We start from the raw sequence: 15,265 nt of genomic DNA on the forward strand, positions 1-15,265 counted from the left end.
TGACGGCCGGCGCGCCCCGATCCCGGGGAGAGCCATGGTGCTGTTCCGCAGACTCCGGCCCGGCCGGCCGGACCGGGCCGCCACGGTAGCCGAGGAGACCGCGCCCACCGTCCCGACCGCCCGCGCCGCCGAGCCGGAACCGGCCGGCCCGGCGCCGGCCAGCCTGGACCCGGCCGCCGTGCCGCGCCTGTTCGGCCCGGTGCCGAACACCGCCGGCAGCCCACTGCCCACGCTCGACGCCGACGGCCGGCCGGTGCCCGGCACCGGCATCCGCAAGTTCGTCGACCCGCTGCCGGTCCCCGGCCGGGCGGCCACCGCCGGGCTCGGCGCCCGGCTGCCGGTCGCGGTGCCCGACACCATCACCTGGCCGGGCTGCGACTACTACGAGATCGGCCTCCAGGAGTACGCGCAACGCCTGCACCGGGACCTGCCCGCCACCCGGCTGCGCGGCTACCGCCAGCTCAACCTCGGCACCGACGCCACCGGCCACAACACGGTGAGCCCGCCGGACCGGCCGTGGCACCTCGGCCCGATGATCGTGGCCCGACGGGGCCGGCCGGTACGGATCAAGTTCATCAACCAGCTCCCCACCGGGCGGGCCGGCGAACTGTTCCTGCCGGTCGACGAGACCGTCGACGGGGCCGGCCCCGGCCCGCTGGACGGTCCCGCGCCCTACCCGCAGAACCGGGCGGTGCCGCACCTGGCCGGCGCGCAGACCGCCTGGATCAGCGCCGGCAACCCGTGGCAGTGGGTGACCCCGGCCGGCGAGATCACCCCGTACCCGGTCGGGGTGGGCGTCGTCCCGGTGCCGGACATGCCGCCCCCGGGCGCCGGCGCCACCACGCTCTACTTCCCGAACGAGCAGAGCGGCCGGCTGATGTGGCTGCACGACAACACGCTCGGCCTGTCCCGGCTCACCGTCTACTCCGGGCAGCTCGCGCTCTACCTGCTCACCGACCCGGCCGAGGAGCGGCTCGTCGACGACGGCGTGCTCCCCGCCGACCAGCTCCCGCTGGTGATCGAGGACAAGACGTTCGTGCCCGACGACGCCCAGCTCGCCGCCCAGGACCCGACCTGGGACCGGGAGCGCTGGGGCGCCAAGGGCAGCCTCTGGCACCCGCACGTCTACCAACCACGACAGAACCCGTACCGGCTCGGCGGCGGCAACCCCACCGGCCGCTGGGACTACGGGCCGTGGACCCACGACCCGGACGGCGGGGCCAGCCCGTGGGTCGCCCCGGTGCCGAACCCGCACCACGACCCGGTCACCGACCCGGACGAGCCGCCGCTGGTCCCGGGCGTGCCGCACCCGTCGGCCGTGCCGGAGGCGTACGGGGACACCCCGCTGGTCAACGGCGTGGCCTACCCGTACCTGGAGGTGGCCCCGCGGGCCTACCGGTTCCGGATCCTCAACGCCTGCGCGGACCGGGCGCTCAACCTCCAGCTCTACCGGGCCGCCTCGGACGGGCCGATGTGGACCGACGACGGCACGCCGGCCGACCCCCGGGCCGGGGAGGTGCCGATGGTCGAGGCGGTCCGGGCGCCCGGCCGTCCCGCGTACTGGCCGGTGGACGGACGTGACGGCGGCGTGCCCGACCCGGCGGCGGCCGGGCCGGAGATGATCCAGATCGGCAACGAGGGCGGCCTGCTCCCGGCCCCCGTGGTGCGGCCCAACCGCCCGGTCGGCTACCGGTACGACCGGCAGGACCCCACCGTGCTCAACGTGGACGGACACACGCTCCTGCTCGCCCCCGGGGAGCGCGCCGACGTGGTGGTCGACTTCTCCACCGTGGCGCCGGGCAGCACCCTGATCCTCTACAACGACTGCCCGGCGCCGCTGCCCCGGTTCGACCCCCGCTACGACCACCACACCGGCGCGCCGGACCACACCGCCGCCGGCGGCCTGCCCCCGGCCCGCCCCGGCTACGGCCCGAACACCCGAACCCTGCTCCAGATCCGGGTGACCGGCGACCCGGCCGAGCGGTACGACGTGCGCCGGCTCGCCGCGCGGCTGCCCGGCGCGTACGCGCGGAGCCAGCCGCCGCCGATCGTGCCGCAACCGGCGTACGACGCGGCGTCGGGCACCCGGACCGCCCGGCCGACGCTGGTCCCGGCGCGGGCCGACGCGGTCACGTTCACCCCGACGGGCGCGTCCGCGCCGGTCACGCTGCCGCTGGCGGTCAAGTCGGTCGGGCAGGTGTTCGAGCCCCGGCACGGTCGGGCGGTCGGGCGGCTCGGGGTCGGCCACCCGGTCGCCGGGCCGCTCACCCCGGCCACGCTGCCGCTCGGCCCGGTCGACCCGGCCACCGAGGTGCTGCATGTGACCGACCCGGCCGTGCCGATCGGCGCGGCGGCCGACGGCACCCAGCTGTGGCGGATCGTCGGCGACGCCGAGCGCACCCACCCGGTGCACGTCGAGGGCTGCGACATGCAGCTGGTCAACCGGGTCGGCTGGGACGGCACCGTCCGCCCACCGGACCCGGGCGAACTGGGCTGGAAGGACACCGTCCGGGTCGACCCGCACGAGGACGTGGTGGTGGCGCTGCGCCCCGTCGTGCCCGCCCTGCCGTTCACGATCGGCGACAGCGTACGGCTGCTCGACCCGACCCGGCCGGCCGGCGCGCGGCTCGACGCCAGCCCGGTCAGCCCGGTCGACGGCAGGCCCGCGGTGGTGGTCAACCAGCTGGTCAACCTGGGTTGGGAGTATCGCTGGCAGACCCGCTCGGCGGGGCTGCGCGACCAGGGCATGAGCCGTCCCCTGGTGCTGCGTGTGGCGCCGACGGCACCGACCGGGCTGACCGCGACCCCGGCGCCCGGCTCGGCCACCGCGCTGCCCGCCATCGCGCTGGCCTGGACCGGCAACGGCAGTCGCCCGCCGGCCACCAGCCACCGGTTGCAACGCGCCACCGACAGCGCCTTCACGGCCGGACTGACCGAGATCACCGTGGCCGCCACGGCGACCCGGTACACCGACGCCACCGTCACCCCGGGTGTCTCCTACCACTACCGCATCCGCGCCGAGAACGCGGTGAGCTGCTCGGCATGGTCGAACAGCGTGCCGGCCACGGTCCGGTTGGCCGCTCCGGAGCGGCTGGCCGCGGTGGTGCCGCCGGCCGCCCCGCTGCGGGTGGCGCTGCGCTGGACGAACCGCTCGTTCGCCACCGGGGTGGACGTGCAGCGGGCCACCAACCCGACGTTCACCAGCGGGCCGGGCACCACCGCCATCGCCGTCGGGGAAACTCACCTGGACCCGGCGGTCGCGCCGGACACCACGTACTACTACCGGGTCCGCACCACCTACCTGGGCGCGGCGTCACCCTGGTCCACGGTCGCGGCGGTGACCACGCCGCCCCGGCCCGCCACGCCCACCACGGTGTCCGCCACGGCCGGCGCGCCCGCCCCGGACACCGCCACTGTCACCCTGACCTGGTCGGCGGAGAGCGTGGCCGGACCGGGGGCCGGGTTCGTGGTGCAGCGGGCGACCGACCCCGCCTTCACCCGGGAGCCGGCCACGTTCAGCGTGACCGGTCGCGGCTTCACCAACACCGGCCTGGCCCGAGGCGTCACCTACCACTACCGGGTACGCGCGACGAACGTCGTCGGCACCTCCCCGTGGACCCCCCCGATCCAGATCACCACCCCCACCTGACCCGCCCCTTGATCGATCCGGTCCCCTCTCGGACCGGGTCGATCAGGCAGACCGGTCCGCCGCCCGGTACGGCGGGCCAGGCTGGACCGGGCAGGCCACAGGCTGGGCAGGCTCGGAGCCACTCGGAATCCTGAGTCCTTCGGGCCGAGCCGCTCGGAGCCGCCAGGCAGCCCGGTCCCTCCCGGCGGTCACCCCCCCACCTGGGCCGTTCCGTAACCCGAACTGACCCAACCCACCGGACCCGATCAGTCGATCAGGACATGCCTGCCTGAGTGACACGAACTCCTTGGTCAACGTGGCAGAACGCCCGAGACCCGCCCACACCACAAGCCGAGCCCGTCGATCAAGGACTTTGCGTCAGGAAGAGCCAGCCCGCGTGACACGAACTCCTTGATCAACGCGGCGGGACACCCGAGACGCGCCCACACCGCGACCTGACCCCACCGTGAGCAGGACTGGAGGGCGGGACAAAGCACCGCCACCCCTGGTCACCGCGTCCGCACGCGCGGGACCGCCCGGGCCCGACCTAGAGGGCTCGTGTCAGGACGGCCGGACGGCACGCCTCGGCCAGCGCACGCAGTGCACCAGATCGCCCCGACAGTCGAACAAGTCGACGGGTGGGTCAGGGGGTGCGCAGGGGGGTGCGGAGTTCGGCGAGGGCGGAGGCCACGCCGTGCAGGAGGTCGGTGGCCTCGGTGAGGCGGGCGGCGGCCGGGTGCTCGGTGTTCGGTCGGGCGTCCTCGGCCACGTAACCGGCGGCGGCCACCACCAGCCGCTCGTAGGCGGCCACCCCGTCCTGCAACTGGGTGACCAGCGTGGCGTGCACCTCGGCGAGCGGGCCGCGCGGAGCCATGGTCAGCGCGCGTTCCACCCCGGCGACCCGGGTCGCCAGCTCCCGCAGGGACCGGTCGGCCTCGGCCGCCTCCCGGACCGCCGGCTCGGCCAGCCCGGTCATCCGACCGGTCAGCCCGGCCAGGGTGAGCGCGGCCCGATCGAGGCGGGCCCACGGCTCGGCCGCGGCGGTGCCGCGCAGCGCGAGGCGGGAGCGGACGCGGCGTACCTCGGCCAGGACGCCCGGCCCGACGGGCAGTCGCTCCACGGCCGCGACCAGCCGGGCGCGGGAGCGGGCGGCGGCCTCGGCCGGGTCGAGCGCGGGTGGTGGCGGCACGGCGGCGAGGGCCCGGTGGTCGACCCAGCGCCAGGCGGCCACCGCGATCGCGCTGCCCGCGGCGCCGGCCCAGGCCGCGTCCGGCAGACCCAGCCCGGCGTACGGGGTGAGCACCGCCGCGGCACCGCCGAGCCCTCCGGCCAGGACGCTCCACCGGCGCGCCGAGCCTCGCAGCTTGCGCAGTCGACGGAAGTGTCGCGCCCGCTCGTCCACCATCGGTCCCTCTCCGTCCGTCAGCCGGTGGTGCTCTCCCCGGCGCTCCGGTCCCGGCTCATGCTGGCCCGGATCTCGTCCAGCCGGGCGGCGGCCGCCGGGTCGGTCGGCTGCCCCACGGCGGGGCGCTCCTGCTGACCGCCGAGCTGCTCACCGGCCATGCTCGACCGGATCTGCTCCAGTCTCGCCGATCCGGCCGAGTCGAGCGTCGCCTTCTGGATCTCCAGCATCCGGCCCTCGACCGAGTTGCCGGCCAGCTCGGCCCGGCCCATGGCGGTGGCGTAGCGGCGCTCGATCCGGTCGCGCACCTCGTCCAGCGACGGGGTGCTGGCGGGCGCGGTGAGCGACGACATCGACTCCAGCGACTTGGCGACGCTCTCCTGCATCTTCGCCTGCTCCAGCTGGCTGAGCAGCTTGGTGCGCTCGGCCAGCTTCTGCTGGAGGATCATCGAGTTGTTCTCGACCGCCTTGCGGGCCTGCGCGGCCGCGCCGAGCGCCTGGTCGTGCAGCGTCTTCAGGTCCTCCAGCGCCTGCTCGCCGGAGACGAGCTGGGTGGCGAGCAGCTGGGCGGACTGTTCGTAGCGCCCGGCCTCGGCCTCGTCGCCCCGGCCCCGGGCCTGGTCGGCCAGCGCGAGCGCCTGCCGGGCGTTGCCCTGGAGCTGTTCCACCTCGGTCATCTGCCGGGACAGTTTCATCTCCAGCTGGCGCTGGTTGCCGATCACCGCCGCCGCCTGCTGGACCAGCGCCTGGTGCTGCCGCTGGGCCTCCTCGACGGCCTGCTGGATCTGCACCTTCGGATCGGCGTGCTCGTCGATCTTCGCGCCGAAGAGCGCCATCAGGTATTTCCAACCCTTGACGAACGGGTTAGCCATCTCCGCCTCGTCCCCTCAGTAGCGTCGCGCCTACATCGTCCCAGCCGGACGCCACCACGGCACCCGTACGCTCCTGATCAACATTACGACGCGGGCGCCACCGGTGCCCACGGCGCGACGGCGGGGTCAGGCGGCGCAGACCACGTCCCGCTCGGCGGGGCGGACCCGGGTGCTGCGCAGCGTCGCCTTGAGCGGCGAGTCCTGGCGGACCTGGACGGCCACCGAGCCGTCGGAGGTGACCTGACGGACCCCCCGGTTGGTCGCCTTGCGCACCGCGGCGGCGGCCACCGGCGTCGGCTCGACCGGCTCGTCGACCACCGGCACCAGCACGCCTGGCATCTGCTCGGCCAGGGCGACCGTGTCGCTGACCTCGCGCAGCAGCTCCGACAGGCGGGCGCCGAGCGCGTCGCAGATGGCGGCCAGCAGCTCGCTGGAGGGCTCCTTCTGGCCGCGCTCGATCTCGGAGAGGTAACCGAGGCTGACGTTGGCGGCGGACGAGACCTCGCGGAGGGTGCGGTGCTGCCCCTGCCGGCGTGCCCGCAGCGCGTCACCGATCACCCGGCGTAGCAGGACCATCGCACCTCCCCCTGAACGGGAACCACCTTCCCCGACCGACCGCGTCGCGCCCGGGGCGGCGGACCGCCCGGGGCGCCGACGTCGTCCGTCGGAGCCTTCCCGCAACCGTACCCGTTGACCGCCACGACGACATCCCACCCCGCCTGTCCAATCCCGTCCGGCGACGGGCCGGCGCATCCGGGCGGGGCGGTCATCGCCGGCCGGCGCCGGCCGGGTCGACGTCGGTGGCCACCTGGATCCGGTCGGCGAGCAGGCGCAGCGCCTCGATCACCGCGGCCGAGCGGATGTGGTCGCGGCCACCGTCGAGGTCGAGCCGGCGTACCTCGGTGCCGGCCGGGCCGGCGACCGCCACGTAGACCAGCCCGACCGGCTTGCCGTCCTGGGGTTCCGGCCCGGCGACGCCGGTGGTGGCCAGCCCCCAGACCGCGCCGCAGCGCCGCCGGCCGCCCTCGGCGAGGGCGGCGGCCACGTCCGGGTCGACGGGCCCGCGCGCGGCCAGCAGATCCTCGGGTACGCCGGCCAGCGTCGCCTTGAGCTCGGTGGCGTAGACCACCAGGCCGCCCCGGTAGATCGAGCTGACGCCGGCGATCTCCACGATCGCGGCGGCGAGCAGGCCGCCGGTCAGCGACTCGACGGTGGCCAGCGTCTCGCCGCACTCGTGCAGGCGGTGCACGACGGCGGCCGCCGGGCTGCCGGCGGGTCGCTGGTGTCTCGCGTCGGTGTCCATGACCGCCCCTTCTTCCCGCCCGGCGCCGGCTTACTCGTCGGCCGTCCTGATCAACGGGTGGGACGCCGCAGCCGCAACGCCTGGGCGATGTAGTCGAACCCGGTGACCACGGTGACGACGACGGCGGCGCCCATGATCCACGGGCCGACCGGGGCCAGCGCGTCCGGCATCGGCCAGAGGTACCAGGTGATCGCGAGGATCTGCAGCGCCGTCTTGATCTTCCCGCCCCGGCTGGCCGCGATCACCCCGTGCCGGATCACCCAGAAGCGCAGCGCGGTGATGCCCAGCTCCCGGGCCAGGATCACCACCGTCACCCACCAGGGCAGCCGGTCGTACCAGGAGAGCAGCACCAGCGCGGCGCCGGTGAGCGCCTTGTCGGCGATCGGGTCGGCGACCTTGCCCAGCGAGGTGACCAGCTGGAACCGGCGGGCGATCCACCCGTCGACCAGGTCGGTCGCGGAGGCCACCACGAAGATCAGGCAGGCCACCGTCCGCCAGCCGGCGTGGGTCATCCCGGACGCGACCACGGTGGCCGCGAAGACCGGCACCAGCACCAGCCGCGCGCCGGTCAGCAGGTTCGCCGCGTTGAGCAGCGGTACGGGTGCCGCCACCGTCGACTCCGCCCCGGTCATGTCCGGCACCGCCCCCCGTGGCTTCCCCGCTCCGTCCGGGCCCGCCGTCACCGTGCCGCGCCGGGCGCCGCCGAGATCATCTCATCCGGCACGGCGACGAGGTCGACGCCCTCGGTCGCGGTCACCGTGGCCCGGACCAGGTCGCCCGGGCGCAGCGCGGTCAGGTCGACCCCGCCGGCGTCCGGCGCGACCAGGGTGGTCGAGCCGTCGACCTCGGGCGCCTGGTGCGCGGCCCGTCCCTCCACCACGCCGTCGGCGACCGAGTCCACCAGCACCTCCACCGTCGAGCCGAGCCGCTCCTCGGCCCGCTGCGAGCACAGCTCGTCGGCGAGCGCGCTGAGCCGGTCGTACCGCCGCTTGACCGTGGCCGCGGAGACCTTGCCGGGCAGGCCGGCGGCCTCGGTGCCGTCCTCGTCGCTGTAGTCGAACATGCCGATCGCGTCCAGCCGGGCCTCGGTCAGGAACCGGACCAGCTCGGCCACGTCCTGCTTCGTCTCGCCGGGGAAGCCGACGATGAAGTTGCTCCGCGCGCCCGCCTCCGGGGCCAGCGCGCGAGCGGACGCCAGCAGCTCCAGGAACCGGTCGGTGGAGCCGAACCGGCGCATCCGGCGCAGCACCGGCTCGCTGGAGTGCTGGAACGACAGGTCGAAGTAGGCGGCCACGCCGGGCGTGGTGGCGATCACCTCGACCAGCCCGGGCCGGGTCTCGGCGGGCTGGAGGTAGCTGGCCCGGACCCGGACGATCCCGTCGATCGCGGCGAGCTGCGGCAGCAGCTTCTCCAGCGCGCGCGGGTCGCCCAGGTCCTTGCCGTAGGAGGTCGAGTTCTCGCTCACCAGCACCAGCTCGCGGACGCCGGTCTTGGCCAGCCACTCGGCCTCGGCGAGCAGCTCGTCCGGGGTACGCGAGACGAACGCCCCACGGAACGCCGGGATGGCACAGAACGCGCAGCGCCGGTCGCAGCCGCTGGCCAGCTTCAGCGAGGCCACCGGGCCGGTGTCGAGCCGGTGCCGCAGCACCTGGCGCAGGTGCGCCGGGGTGTGCGCGTCGGTCTCCGGGGCGACCCGGGTCGGGGTGCCGTGCCCGGGCAGCGACACCGCCGCCTCGCGGCGCTTGACCGGGGTGAGCGGGAGCAGCTCGCGCCGGTCGCGCGGGGTGTGCGCGTCGATCGCCTGCCCGGCCACCACCGCGTCGAGCCGGGCGGCGATGTCCGGGTAGTCGTCGAAGCTCAGCACCGCCTGCGCCTCGGGCAGGCTGTCGGCAAGCTCACGGCCGTAGCGCTCGGCCATGCAGCCGGCGGCGACCACCTTGGCGCCGGTGTCGGCGGCGGCCAGCAGCGTCTGGATCGAGTCCTGCTTGGCCTTCTCCACGAAGCCGCAGGTGTTCACCACCACCACGTCGGCGCCCTCGCCGTCGGTGGTCACCTGCCACCCGTCGGCGTGCAGCCGGGCGGCCAACTCCTCCGAGTCGACCTCGTTGCGGGCGCAGCCCAGGGTCAGCAGGGCGACCCGGCGCCCGTCGGATTGCGGGGAGGAGGAGGTGGCAGACACCATCCGAGGGTACCGGGCCGGTTCGGGACCGCCACGCCACCCGCCCGGGCGGTCAACGGGTCGGGACGGCCACCCGGGCCAGGCGGTCCAGGAGGAACACCTCGGTGCCGGCCAGGCCGGTGGAGCAGAACACCGAGATCTGGTCCGCGCCGGTCCGGCCGGGGACCGCGCCGGCCAGCACCGCGCCCAGGTCGCGCAGCCGGCCGGCGTACGGCTCGACCGCGGCGAGCATCGGCGGCGCGTACGCGGCGGCCTGCCCGGGCGAGTCGGTGACCAGCAGGTCGGCGGCGTCGAGCAGGTCCGGGCCGAACTCGTGTCGGTCGACCTGCTTGAAGCCGACGGTGTTGACGTGCGTGCCGGGGGCCAGGTCGGCGGCGGCCAGCACCGGGGTGGTGCTGGTGGTGGCGAGCACCACGAGATCCCGGTCACGGACCGCGGCGGCGGCCGAGCCGACGGCCCGGGCCGGCACGCCCAGCTCGGCCCGGACCCGGGCGGCGAACGCCTCCCGCCGGGCGGCCGAGCGGCTGTGCACGGTCACCTCGCGCAGTGGCCGGACCGCCGCGGCGGCCCACACCTGGGTCCACGCCTGGCGGCCGGAACCCACCACGCCGAGCGTGGCGGCGTCCGCGCGGGCCAGCGCGTCCACGGCCACGCCGCCCAGCCCGCCGGTACGCCGGGAGCCCAGCTCCTCGCCGACGGCGATGGCGCGCGCCGCACCGGTGGTGGCGTCGTGCAGCACGACGAGCTGCCCGCTCTCCGGGTGCCCGAACGTGTCGTAGGAGCGGAAGCCGTACCACTCGCCGGTGAGGTGGCCGGCGGTGAGCACCATCCGGCCCCCGCCCAGCGGCGCGGACGCCCGGGGCGGGGCGATCAGCCGTCCGGCGTACGCGGCCAGCAGCGCGTCCCGCATGGCGGCCACGGTGAGCGGGGCGTCCACGGCCGCCGCGACGTCCTCGTCGGAGAAGAGCACGGTCATGGGAGCCATCCTGCAACCTGAAGTTCGCGTGAACTCCAGCGATGGTGGGCTTTCTCACCCCGCCTCCGGTTCCGCCCGGCCGGTGCTAGCGTCGGCCACGACGGCCCGTGGGCCGTCCCGGACGAGTGGTGGGCGTACCCGGTCAGGCCAAGACGCCCCGCGTGAAACCGACCGCCGCCCGGCCGACCGCGCCGGGCCCGCCCGTCAGAGGTGAATCGTCATGGCCTGGATCGTGTTGGTGCTCTCCGGACTGCTGGAGACCGCGTGGGCGATCGCGCTGGACCGCAGCGCCGGCTTCACCCGCCCACTCCCCTCCGCCGTCTTCGCCGTCACGCTGGTCGGCAGCATGGCCGGCCTGGCGTACGCGCTGCGCGACATCCCGGTCGGCACCGGCTACGCGGTGTGGGTCGGCATCGGCGCGGTGGGCACCGCGCTCGTCGGCATGCTCGCGCTCGGCGAGCCGGCCAACCTGCCCCGGATCGCCTGCCTGCTGCTCGTGGTGGCCGGCGTGGTCGGACTGAAGCTCTTCCACTGATCGATGGGTGATCCGGTTTGGACGGCGGTGGCGGCGGGGTAGGTGATCCCCAGCTCACCGGCAAAGATCACCCACGGAGGACACCATGGCCGACATCCACGCCACCGCCCGCCCGCGCAGCAACGCCGCCCGGATCTGCACCATCATCGCGTTCGTCTTCGCGGCGCTCGCGATCTTCCTGTCGCCGCTCGTCTTCGGCCTTCTCGGTGTGATCCTCGGCGTCGTCGGGGCCGTTCTGGGCGACAAGCCGCTGGGCTGGTACGCCGCTGCGGCGAGCGTGGTCGGCGCGGTGATCGGCATCGCGATCAACGCGGCGCTCCTCAGCTGACGCGCCACTGCCGACGGCGGCTCCCACCGACGGTGGGGGCCGCCGTCGTCGTTCCTGCTCGTTACTCCTCGCCGCCGCGCAGGCCGACCAGGACCTCCTCCAGCTCGTCCGGCTTGACCAGCACGTCACGGGCCTTGGAGCCCTCGGACGGGCCGACCACGCCCCGGGTCTCCATCAGGTCCATCAGCCGGCCCGCCTTGGCGAAGCCGACCCGCAGCTTGCGCTGGAGCATCGAGGTCGAGCCGAACTGCGAGGTGACCACCAGCTCGACCGCCTGCACCAGCAGGTCGAGGTCGTCGCCGATGTCCTCGTCGATCTTCTTCTTGCTGTCCTGCGCCGGGGCCAGCACGTCCGGGCGGAACTCCGGCTCCCGCTGGTCCTTGCAGAACTTGACCACGTCGGCGATCTCGCGCTCGGTCACCCAGGCGCCCTGGATCCGCACCGGCTTCGACGCGCCCATCGGCAGGAACAGGCCGTCACCCCGGCCGAGCAGCTTCTCCGCGCCCGGCTGGTCGAGGATGACCCGGGAGTCGGCCAGCGAGGACGTGGCGAACGCGAGCCGGGACGGCACGTTCGCCTTGATCAGACCGGTGACCACGTCCACCGAGGGCCGCTGGGTGGCCAGCACCAGGTGGATGCCGGCGGCCCGGGCCAGCTGGGTGATCCGGACGACCGAGTCCTCCACGTCGCGGGGCGCGACCATCATCAGGTCGGCCAACTCGTCCACGATGACCAGCAGGTACGGGTACGGCCGCATCTCCCGCTCGCTGCCCGGCGGCGCCTTGATCTCGCCGTTGCGCACCTTGCGGTTGAAGTCGTCGATGTGCCGGACCCCGTTGGCGGCGAGGTCGTCGTAGCGCATGTCCATCTCGCGCACGACCCACTCCAGCGAGTCGGCCGCCTTCTTCGGGTTGGTCACGATCGGCGTGACCAGGTGCGGGACGCCCTCGTAGCTGGTCAGTTCCACTCGCTTCGGATCCACCAGCAGAAGGCGCACCTCGTCGGGAGTCGCCCGGGTGAGGATGGACACCAGGAGTGAGTTGAGCAGGCTGGAGTTGTGGGTCGGAACCAGAGTCCTACCGGCCAGGAACAGGTGGCTGGGGCTGTCCACCTCGATACAGCGCACCGCGACCGAGGGCACCGGCCGTACGTCGACGATGTATCGCCTCGTCGTGCTGGGACGGTTCTGGGTCACCTGCCGGCTGGCCTTACGGGTAAGCCGGAAAACCTTGTCCCGCGGTGTGAAGCGAATCCGGTAACAGGTCGATGTCGCCGGGGTCCGGCCGTTCACGGGCCTGGTCGTCATGGTCGCCTGGTAGCCCAGTCCCAGAATCAGCTCGAGCGCGTCATGTGCAAGCCGTTCGGATGTCAGAGCGAGTTCCACCCCTCCGCGCTTCGACACCGTGCCGTCGGTGTCCAGGAGTCCAGCCAGCAGCGCCCGCCTCTGACTCTCGGATGCACGCTGATACGCGAGGGGAATGTGCTTCTCGCCGATCTCCCGGAACAAGGCTCGCAACGTGCGGTACGGCTTGGTCGGCGCGGCGCGCTCTGGGCCGGGTGGAGTCTCGTCGCCGGACAACCCCGCCTTGCGGGCAAGGTAGACGGCGGTGTTCGAGACCCCGGCCTGGCGAGCAGCCTGTGGTCCGCTCACACCCCGCTCGACCAGACGCAGTGCCTCCATGATCCGACGCTTACGTTCCTGCCGGTTGGAGATGGTGTAGTGAAGCTCGCTGGCAGCTTGCTTGAGGACCTCGTAGCCCTCCAGCCTGATCCCGTCGAGGATCTCTTCGTCCGCACTCGTGATGCTGGCGGATCCGGTGGTCCCGTCCCCCAACCAGCAGCCCAGCGTGTACGGCGCGATGGGTAGTTCCTTTTCAGGACAGACCAATGGCCGGGCAACGTCAACGGCATGGTTCACCCACTCACTGCGAGGCCCGACGCGCAGACTCTCCGCAATCTGGCGCGTCGTTACCGGTGCCACGTCGTGGATATGACGCCTGGCGGTACGACCGGGCGCGAGAACCTGCCGAGAGAGCGCCTCGTACACCTCATGGCGGGAGTAGGTATCGACCCAACGAGTGAGGAGACGACCACCGCGCTCATAAGGGCGTCGCGCCAGTTGCGCCTCGGTCGGTATCGGGCGCAGCACCTGGTAGAGGACGTTCCGGAACTGGTCGCCGAGGTCCGAGACCACCTCGCCGCTGGACGCCGGCCGGTCCGGCTCGCTCAGCACCTCATCAACCCGGCGTGCCACCAGTTTGCGGTCGTCCTCCGCCCAGTAGCTGCCGTCCTTCCACCGATGCTTGCGCTGGGTACGGCCAGCCCTCGTCGTCGTGCGCCACTGGTGCTCCGCGTCCGCCACTATGACGGTTCCGTCGGAGAACTCCACCTCGTAGCACGGCCGCCCGTGCATGACCGGCGTCGCCGCAACCACGCTGCAGGGTCGGCCCAGGTCGTCGAACACCTGGTCGCCCACGCGCAGGTCTGCCATCGTCGACCAGCCCGTGGGGGTGGCGATCGGAGTGTCAAGGGCCAGGGCCTTGCCGGCCCCGGTTGCGCCCGCCACCAGGATGTGCGGCATCTTCGCCAGGTTGGCGACGACGTATCCGCCCTCGATGTCCTTGCCGAGCCCAACCACCATCGGGTGGTGGTCGCTGGTCGCGGCCCGCGAGCGCAGCACGTCGCCGAGCGACACGTTCTCCGGGTCGGTGTTCGGGATCTCCACGCCGACCGCGCTCTTGCCCGGGATCGGGCTGAGGATCCGCACGTCCGGCGACTTCACCGCGTACGCGATGTTGCGGGACAGCTGGGTGATCCGCTCGACCTTGACGCCCGGGCCCAGCTCCACCTCGTAGCGGGTGACGGTCGGGCCCCGGGTGAAGCCGGTGACCGCGGCGTCCACGTCGAACTGCTCGAAGACGCCGGTCAGCGCGGCGATCACCTCGTCGTTGGCCTTGCTCCGGGTCTTCGGCGCGGCGCCGCTGCCGAGCATGTTGGCCGGCGGCAGCGTGTAGTCGCCGGCCAGCCCGGTGAGCGCGAGCTGCTCGGCGCGGGTCGGCAGCGGCGAGTGCTCCGGCGGCTCCACCGGCTTGCGGTTCGCCGGCACCTTCATCTTGCGCGGCAGCACGATGGTGTCCTGCAGGTCCACGCCGGCCAGCTCGTCGTCCGGGTCCAGCGGGTCCGTCGGCGGCGGGAGCCGCTTCGCCGGCCGCCTGCGCGCCGGCTTCGCCGGCGCCTCGACCTCGGCCTCCTCCTCGACGACGGGCGCGTCCGGGTCGGCGCGCAACCCGAGCCGCTCCGGGATCTTGTTGATCGGGGTCGCGGTGGTCACCAGCAGGCCGAACACCAGCAGCAGGAGCAGCAGCGGCATGGCCACCCAGGCGGTCACCGCCGACTTCAGCAGGTCACCCACGCCGGCGCCGAGCAGGCCGCCGGCGAAGTCGCGCTGCACCTCGTCCACCGGGTTCTGGCCGATGTGCAGCATCGCGGCGGTGGCCAGCAGCATCGAACCCCAGCCGACCAGGCCACGGCCGCGGTGCTCGGGGTCGGCGGGCGTGCGCATCAGCCGCCACGCGCCGACCATGAACAGCACCGGCAGCACGATGGAGATGGCCCCGACGAAGAGACGCACGGTGTCGGCCAGGTGCCGGCCGACCGGCCCGGCGCCACCGCCCCAGATGCCCACCGCGCTGAGGATGGCCAGGCCGAACAGGAGCAGGCCGCCGCCGTCGCGGCGGTGCTCCGGGTCCAGATCCCGGGTGGACGCGGCCTGCCGGCCGGCCGCCCGGAAGCCCCAGCCGACCGTGTGCGCCAGCCCCATCCACATCGCGTTGACGGCGCGGCCGACGAACGCGGCCGGGCTCGGCCCGGACGCCGGGCGCCGGCGCACCGGCTTGCGCGCCGCCTTCTTCGCCGGTTGGCGCGCACGGTTGTTCGTGGTGCCACGCGGCGACGCGCCGCGCCGCCGGCTCGCCTGAGAGGTACGGCCCGCCATAGAGTCACGGTAACGGCGGTACCCGGCGGAACGCCGCTTTTCCGGGTC

The 15,265-nt window shown here is 74.0% G+C and carries 10 protein-coding genes, 1 pseudogene and 1 riboswitch; of the genes and pseudogenes, 3 read left to right on the forward strand and 8 right to left on the reverse strand.

The annotated features are described in order from the left end of the window. The first annotated feature begins 34 nt into the window (after window positions 1-34). A complete protein-coding gene (locus CO540_RS11615; RefSeq protein WP_099162042.1) occupies window positions 35-3,649 on the forward strand; it encodes a fibronectin type III domain-containing protein in 3,615 nt (1,204 codons plus the stop codon). A 622-nt stretch (window positions 3,650-4,271) separates the two neighbouring features. On the opposite strand, the gene CO540_RS11620 is transcribed toward CO540_RS11615, so the two are convergent. The 7 genes from CO540_RS11620 to CO540_RS11650 form a co-directional block, all read right to left on the reverse strand. Beyond that, a complete protein-coding gene (locus tag CO540_RS11620; RefSeq protein ID WP_099162043.1) occupies window positions 4,272-5,033 on the reverse strand; it encodes a hypothetical protein in 762 nt (253 codons plus the stop codon). Window positions 5,034-5,050: 17 nt separating this feature from the next. After that, window positions 5,051-5,902 carry a PspA/IM30 family protein gene (locus CO540_RS11625; RefSeq protein WP_099162044.1) on the reverse strand — a complete coding sequence of 284 codons (852 nt, stop codon included), beginning with the start codon at window positions 5,900-5,902 and terminating at the stop codon, window positions 5,051-5,053. A gap of 126 nt (window positions 5,903-6,028) precedes the next feature. Continuing rightward, entirely contained in the window at window positions 6,029-6,478 is a 450-nt protein-coding gene (locus CO540_RS11630) for a helix-turn-helix domain-containing protein (protein ID WP_091579827.1), read from the reverse strand. 190 nt (window positions 6,479-6,668) lie between these two features. Continuing rightward, window positions 6,669-7,205, reverse strand: a complete 537-nt coding sequence (locus CO540_RS11635) for a CinA family protein (RefSeq protein ID WP_099162045.1) — start codon at window positions 7,203-7,205, stop codon at window positions 6,669-6,671. A gap of 50 nt (window positions 7,206-7,255) precedes the next feature. Beyond that, entirely contained in the window at window positions 7,256-7,837 is a 582-nt protein-coding gene (gene pgsA / locus CO540_RS11640) for a CDP-diacylglycerol--glycerol-3-phosphate 3-phosphatidyltransferase (protein WP_172967830.1), read from the reverse strand. A 47-nt stretch (window positions 7,838-7,884) separates the two neighbouring features. Beyond that, window positions 7,885-9,387: a 30S ribosomal protein S12 methylthiotransferase RimO gene (gene rimO / locus CO540_RS11645; RefSeq protein ID WP_091579837.1), complete on the reverse strand. Its 1,503-nt coding sequence runs from the start codon at window positions 9,385-9,387 to the stop codon at window positions 7,885-7,887. A 49-nt stretch (window positions 9,388-9,436) separates the two neighbouring features. Then, on the reverse strand, window positions 9,437-10,360 hold the full coding sequence (locus CO540_RS11650) for an ornithine cyclodeaminase family protein (RefSeq protein ID WP_172967831.1): 924 nt from the start codon (window positions 10,358-10,360) through the stop codon (window positions 9,437-9,439). Window positions 10,361-10,456: 96 nt separating this feature from the next. Further along, window positions 10,457-10,522, forward strand: a riboswitch (guanidine-III (ykkC-III) riboswitch). Window positions 10,523-10,580: 58 nt separating this feature from the next. Here CO540_RS11650 and CO540_RS11655 point away from each other — a divergent pair. Together CO540_RS11655 and CO540_RS11660 are read left to right on the forward strand one after the other, a co-directional pair. Then, a complete protein-coding gene (locus CO540_RS11655) occupies window positions 10,581-10,895 on the forward strand; it encodes a multidrug efflux SMR transporter (protein WP_099162047.1) in 315 nt (104 codons plus the stop codon). Between the two features lie 85 nt (window positions 10,896-10,980). Next, entirely contained in the window at window positions 10,981-11,223 is a 243-nt protein-coding gene (locus CO540_RS11660) for a hypothetical protein (protein WP_099162048.1), read from the forward strand. Window positions 11,224-11,302: 79 nt separating this feature from the next. Here CO540_RS11660 and CO540_RS30895 read toward each other — a convergent pair. Further along, window positions 11,303-15,217, reverse strand: a pseudogene (locus CO540_RS30895) (DNA translocase FtsK 4TM domain-containing protein); the annotation flags it as partial. Between the last annotated feature and the right edge of the window lie 48 nt (window positions 15,218-15,265).

Source organism: Micromonospora sp. WMMA2032 (assembly GCF_002688545.1).
GTDB lineage: Bacteria > Actinomycetota > Actinomycetes > Mycobacteriales > Micromonosporaceae > Micromonospora > Micromonospora sediminicola.

What these genes read in the sequence shown, in the direction of transcription:
- CO540_RS11630 (WP_091579827.1), bottom strand. Translation starts at nt 6,478, where the DNA reads ATGGTCCTGCTACGCCGGGTGATCGGTGACGCGCTGCGGGCACGCCGG.
- CO540_RS11635 (WP_099162045.1), bottom strand. Translation starts at nt 7,205, where the DNA reads ATGGACACCGACGCGAGACACCAGCGACCCGCCGGCAGCCCGGCGGCC.
- pgsA (WP_172967830.1), bottom strand. Translation starts at nt 7,837, where the DNA reads ATGACCGGGGCGGAGTCGACGGTGGCGGCACCCGTACCGCTGCTCAAC.
- rimO (WP_091579837.1), bottom strand. Translation starts at nt 9,387, where the DNA reads ATGGTGTCTGCCACCTCCTCCTCCCCGCAATCCGACGGGCGCCGGGTC.
- CO540_RS11615 (WP_099162042.1), top strand. Translation starts at nt 35, where the DNA reads ATGGTGCTGTTCCGCAGACTCCGGCCCGGCCGGCCGGACCGGGCCGCC.
- CO540_RS11650 (WP_172967831.1), bottom strand. Translation starts at nt 10,360, where the DNA reads ATGACCGTGCTCTTCTCCGACGAGGACGTCGCGGCGGCCGTGGACGCC.
- CO540_RS11655 (WP_099162047.1), top strand. Translation starts at nt 10,581, where the DNA reads ATGGCCTGGATCGTGTTGGTGCTCTCCGGACTGCTGGAGACCGCGTGG.
- CO540_RS11660 (WP_099162048.1), top strand. Translation starts at nt 10,981, where the DNA reads ATGGCCGACATCCACGCCACCGCCCGCCCGCGCAGCAACGCCGCCCGG.
- CO540_RS11620 (WP_099162043.1), bottom strand. Translation starts at nt 5,033, where the DNA reads ATGGTGGACGAGCGGGCGCGACACTTCCGTCGACTGCGCAAGCTGCGA.
- CO540_RS11625 (WP_099162044.1), bottom strand. Translation starts at nt 5,902, where the DNA reads ATGGCTAACCCGTTCGTCAAGGGTTGGAAATACCTGATGGCGCTCTTC.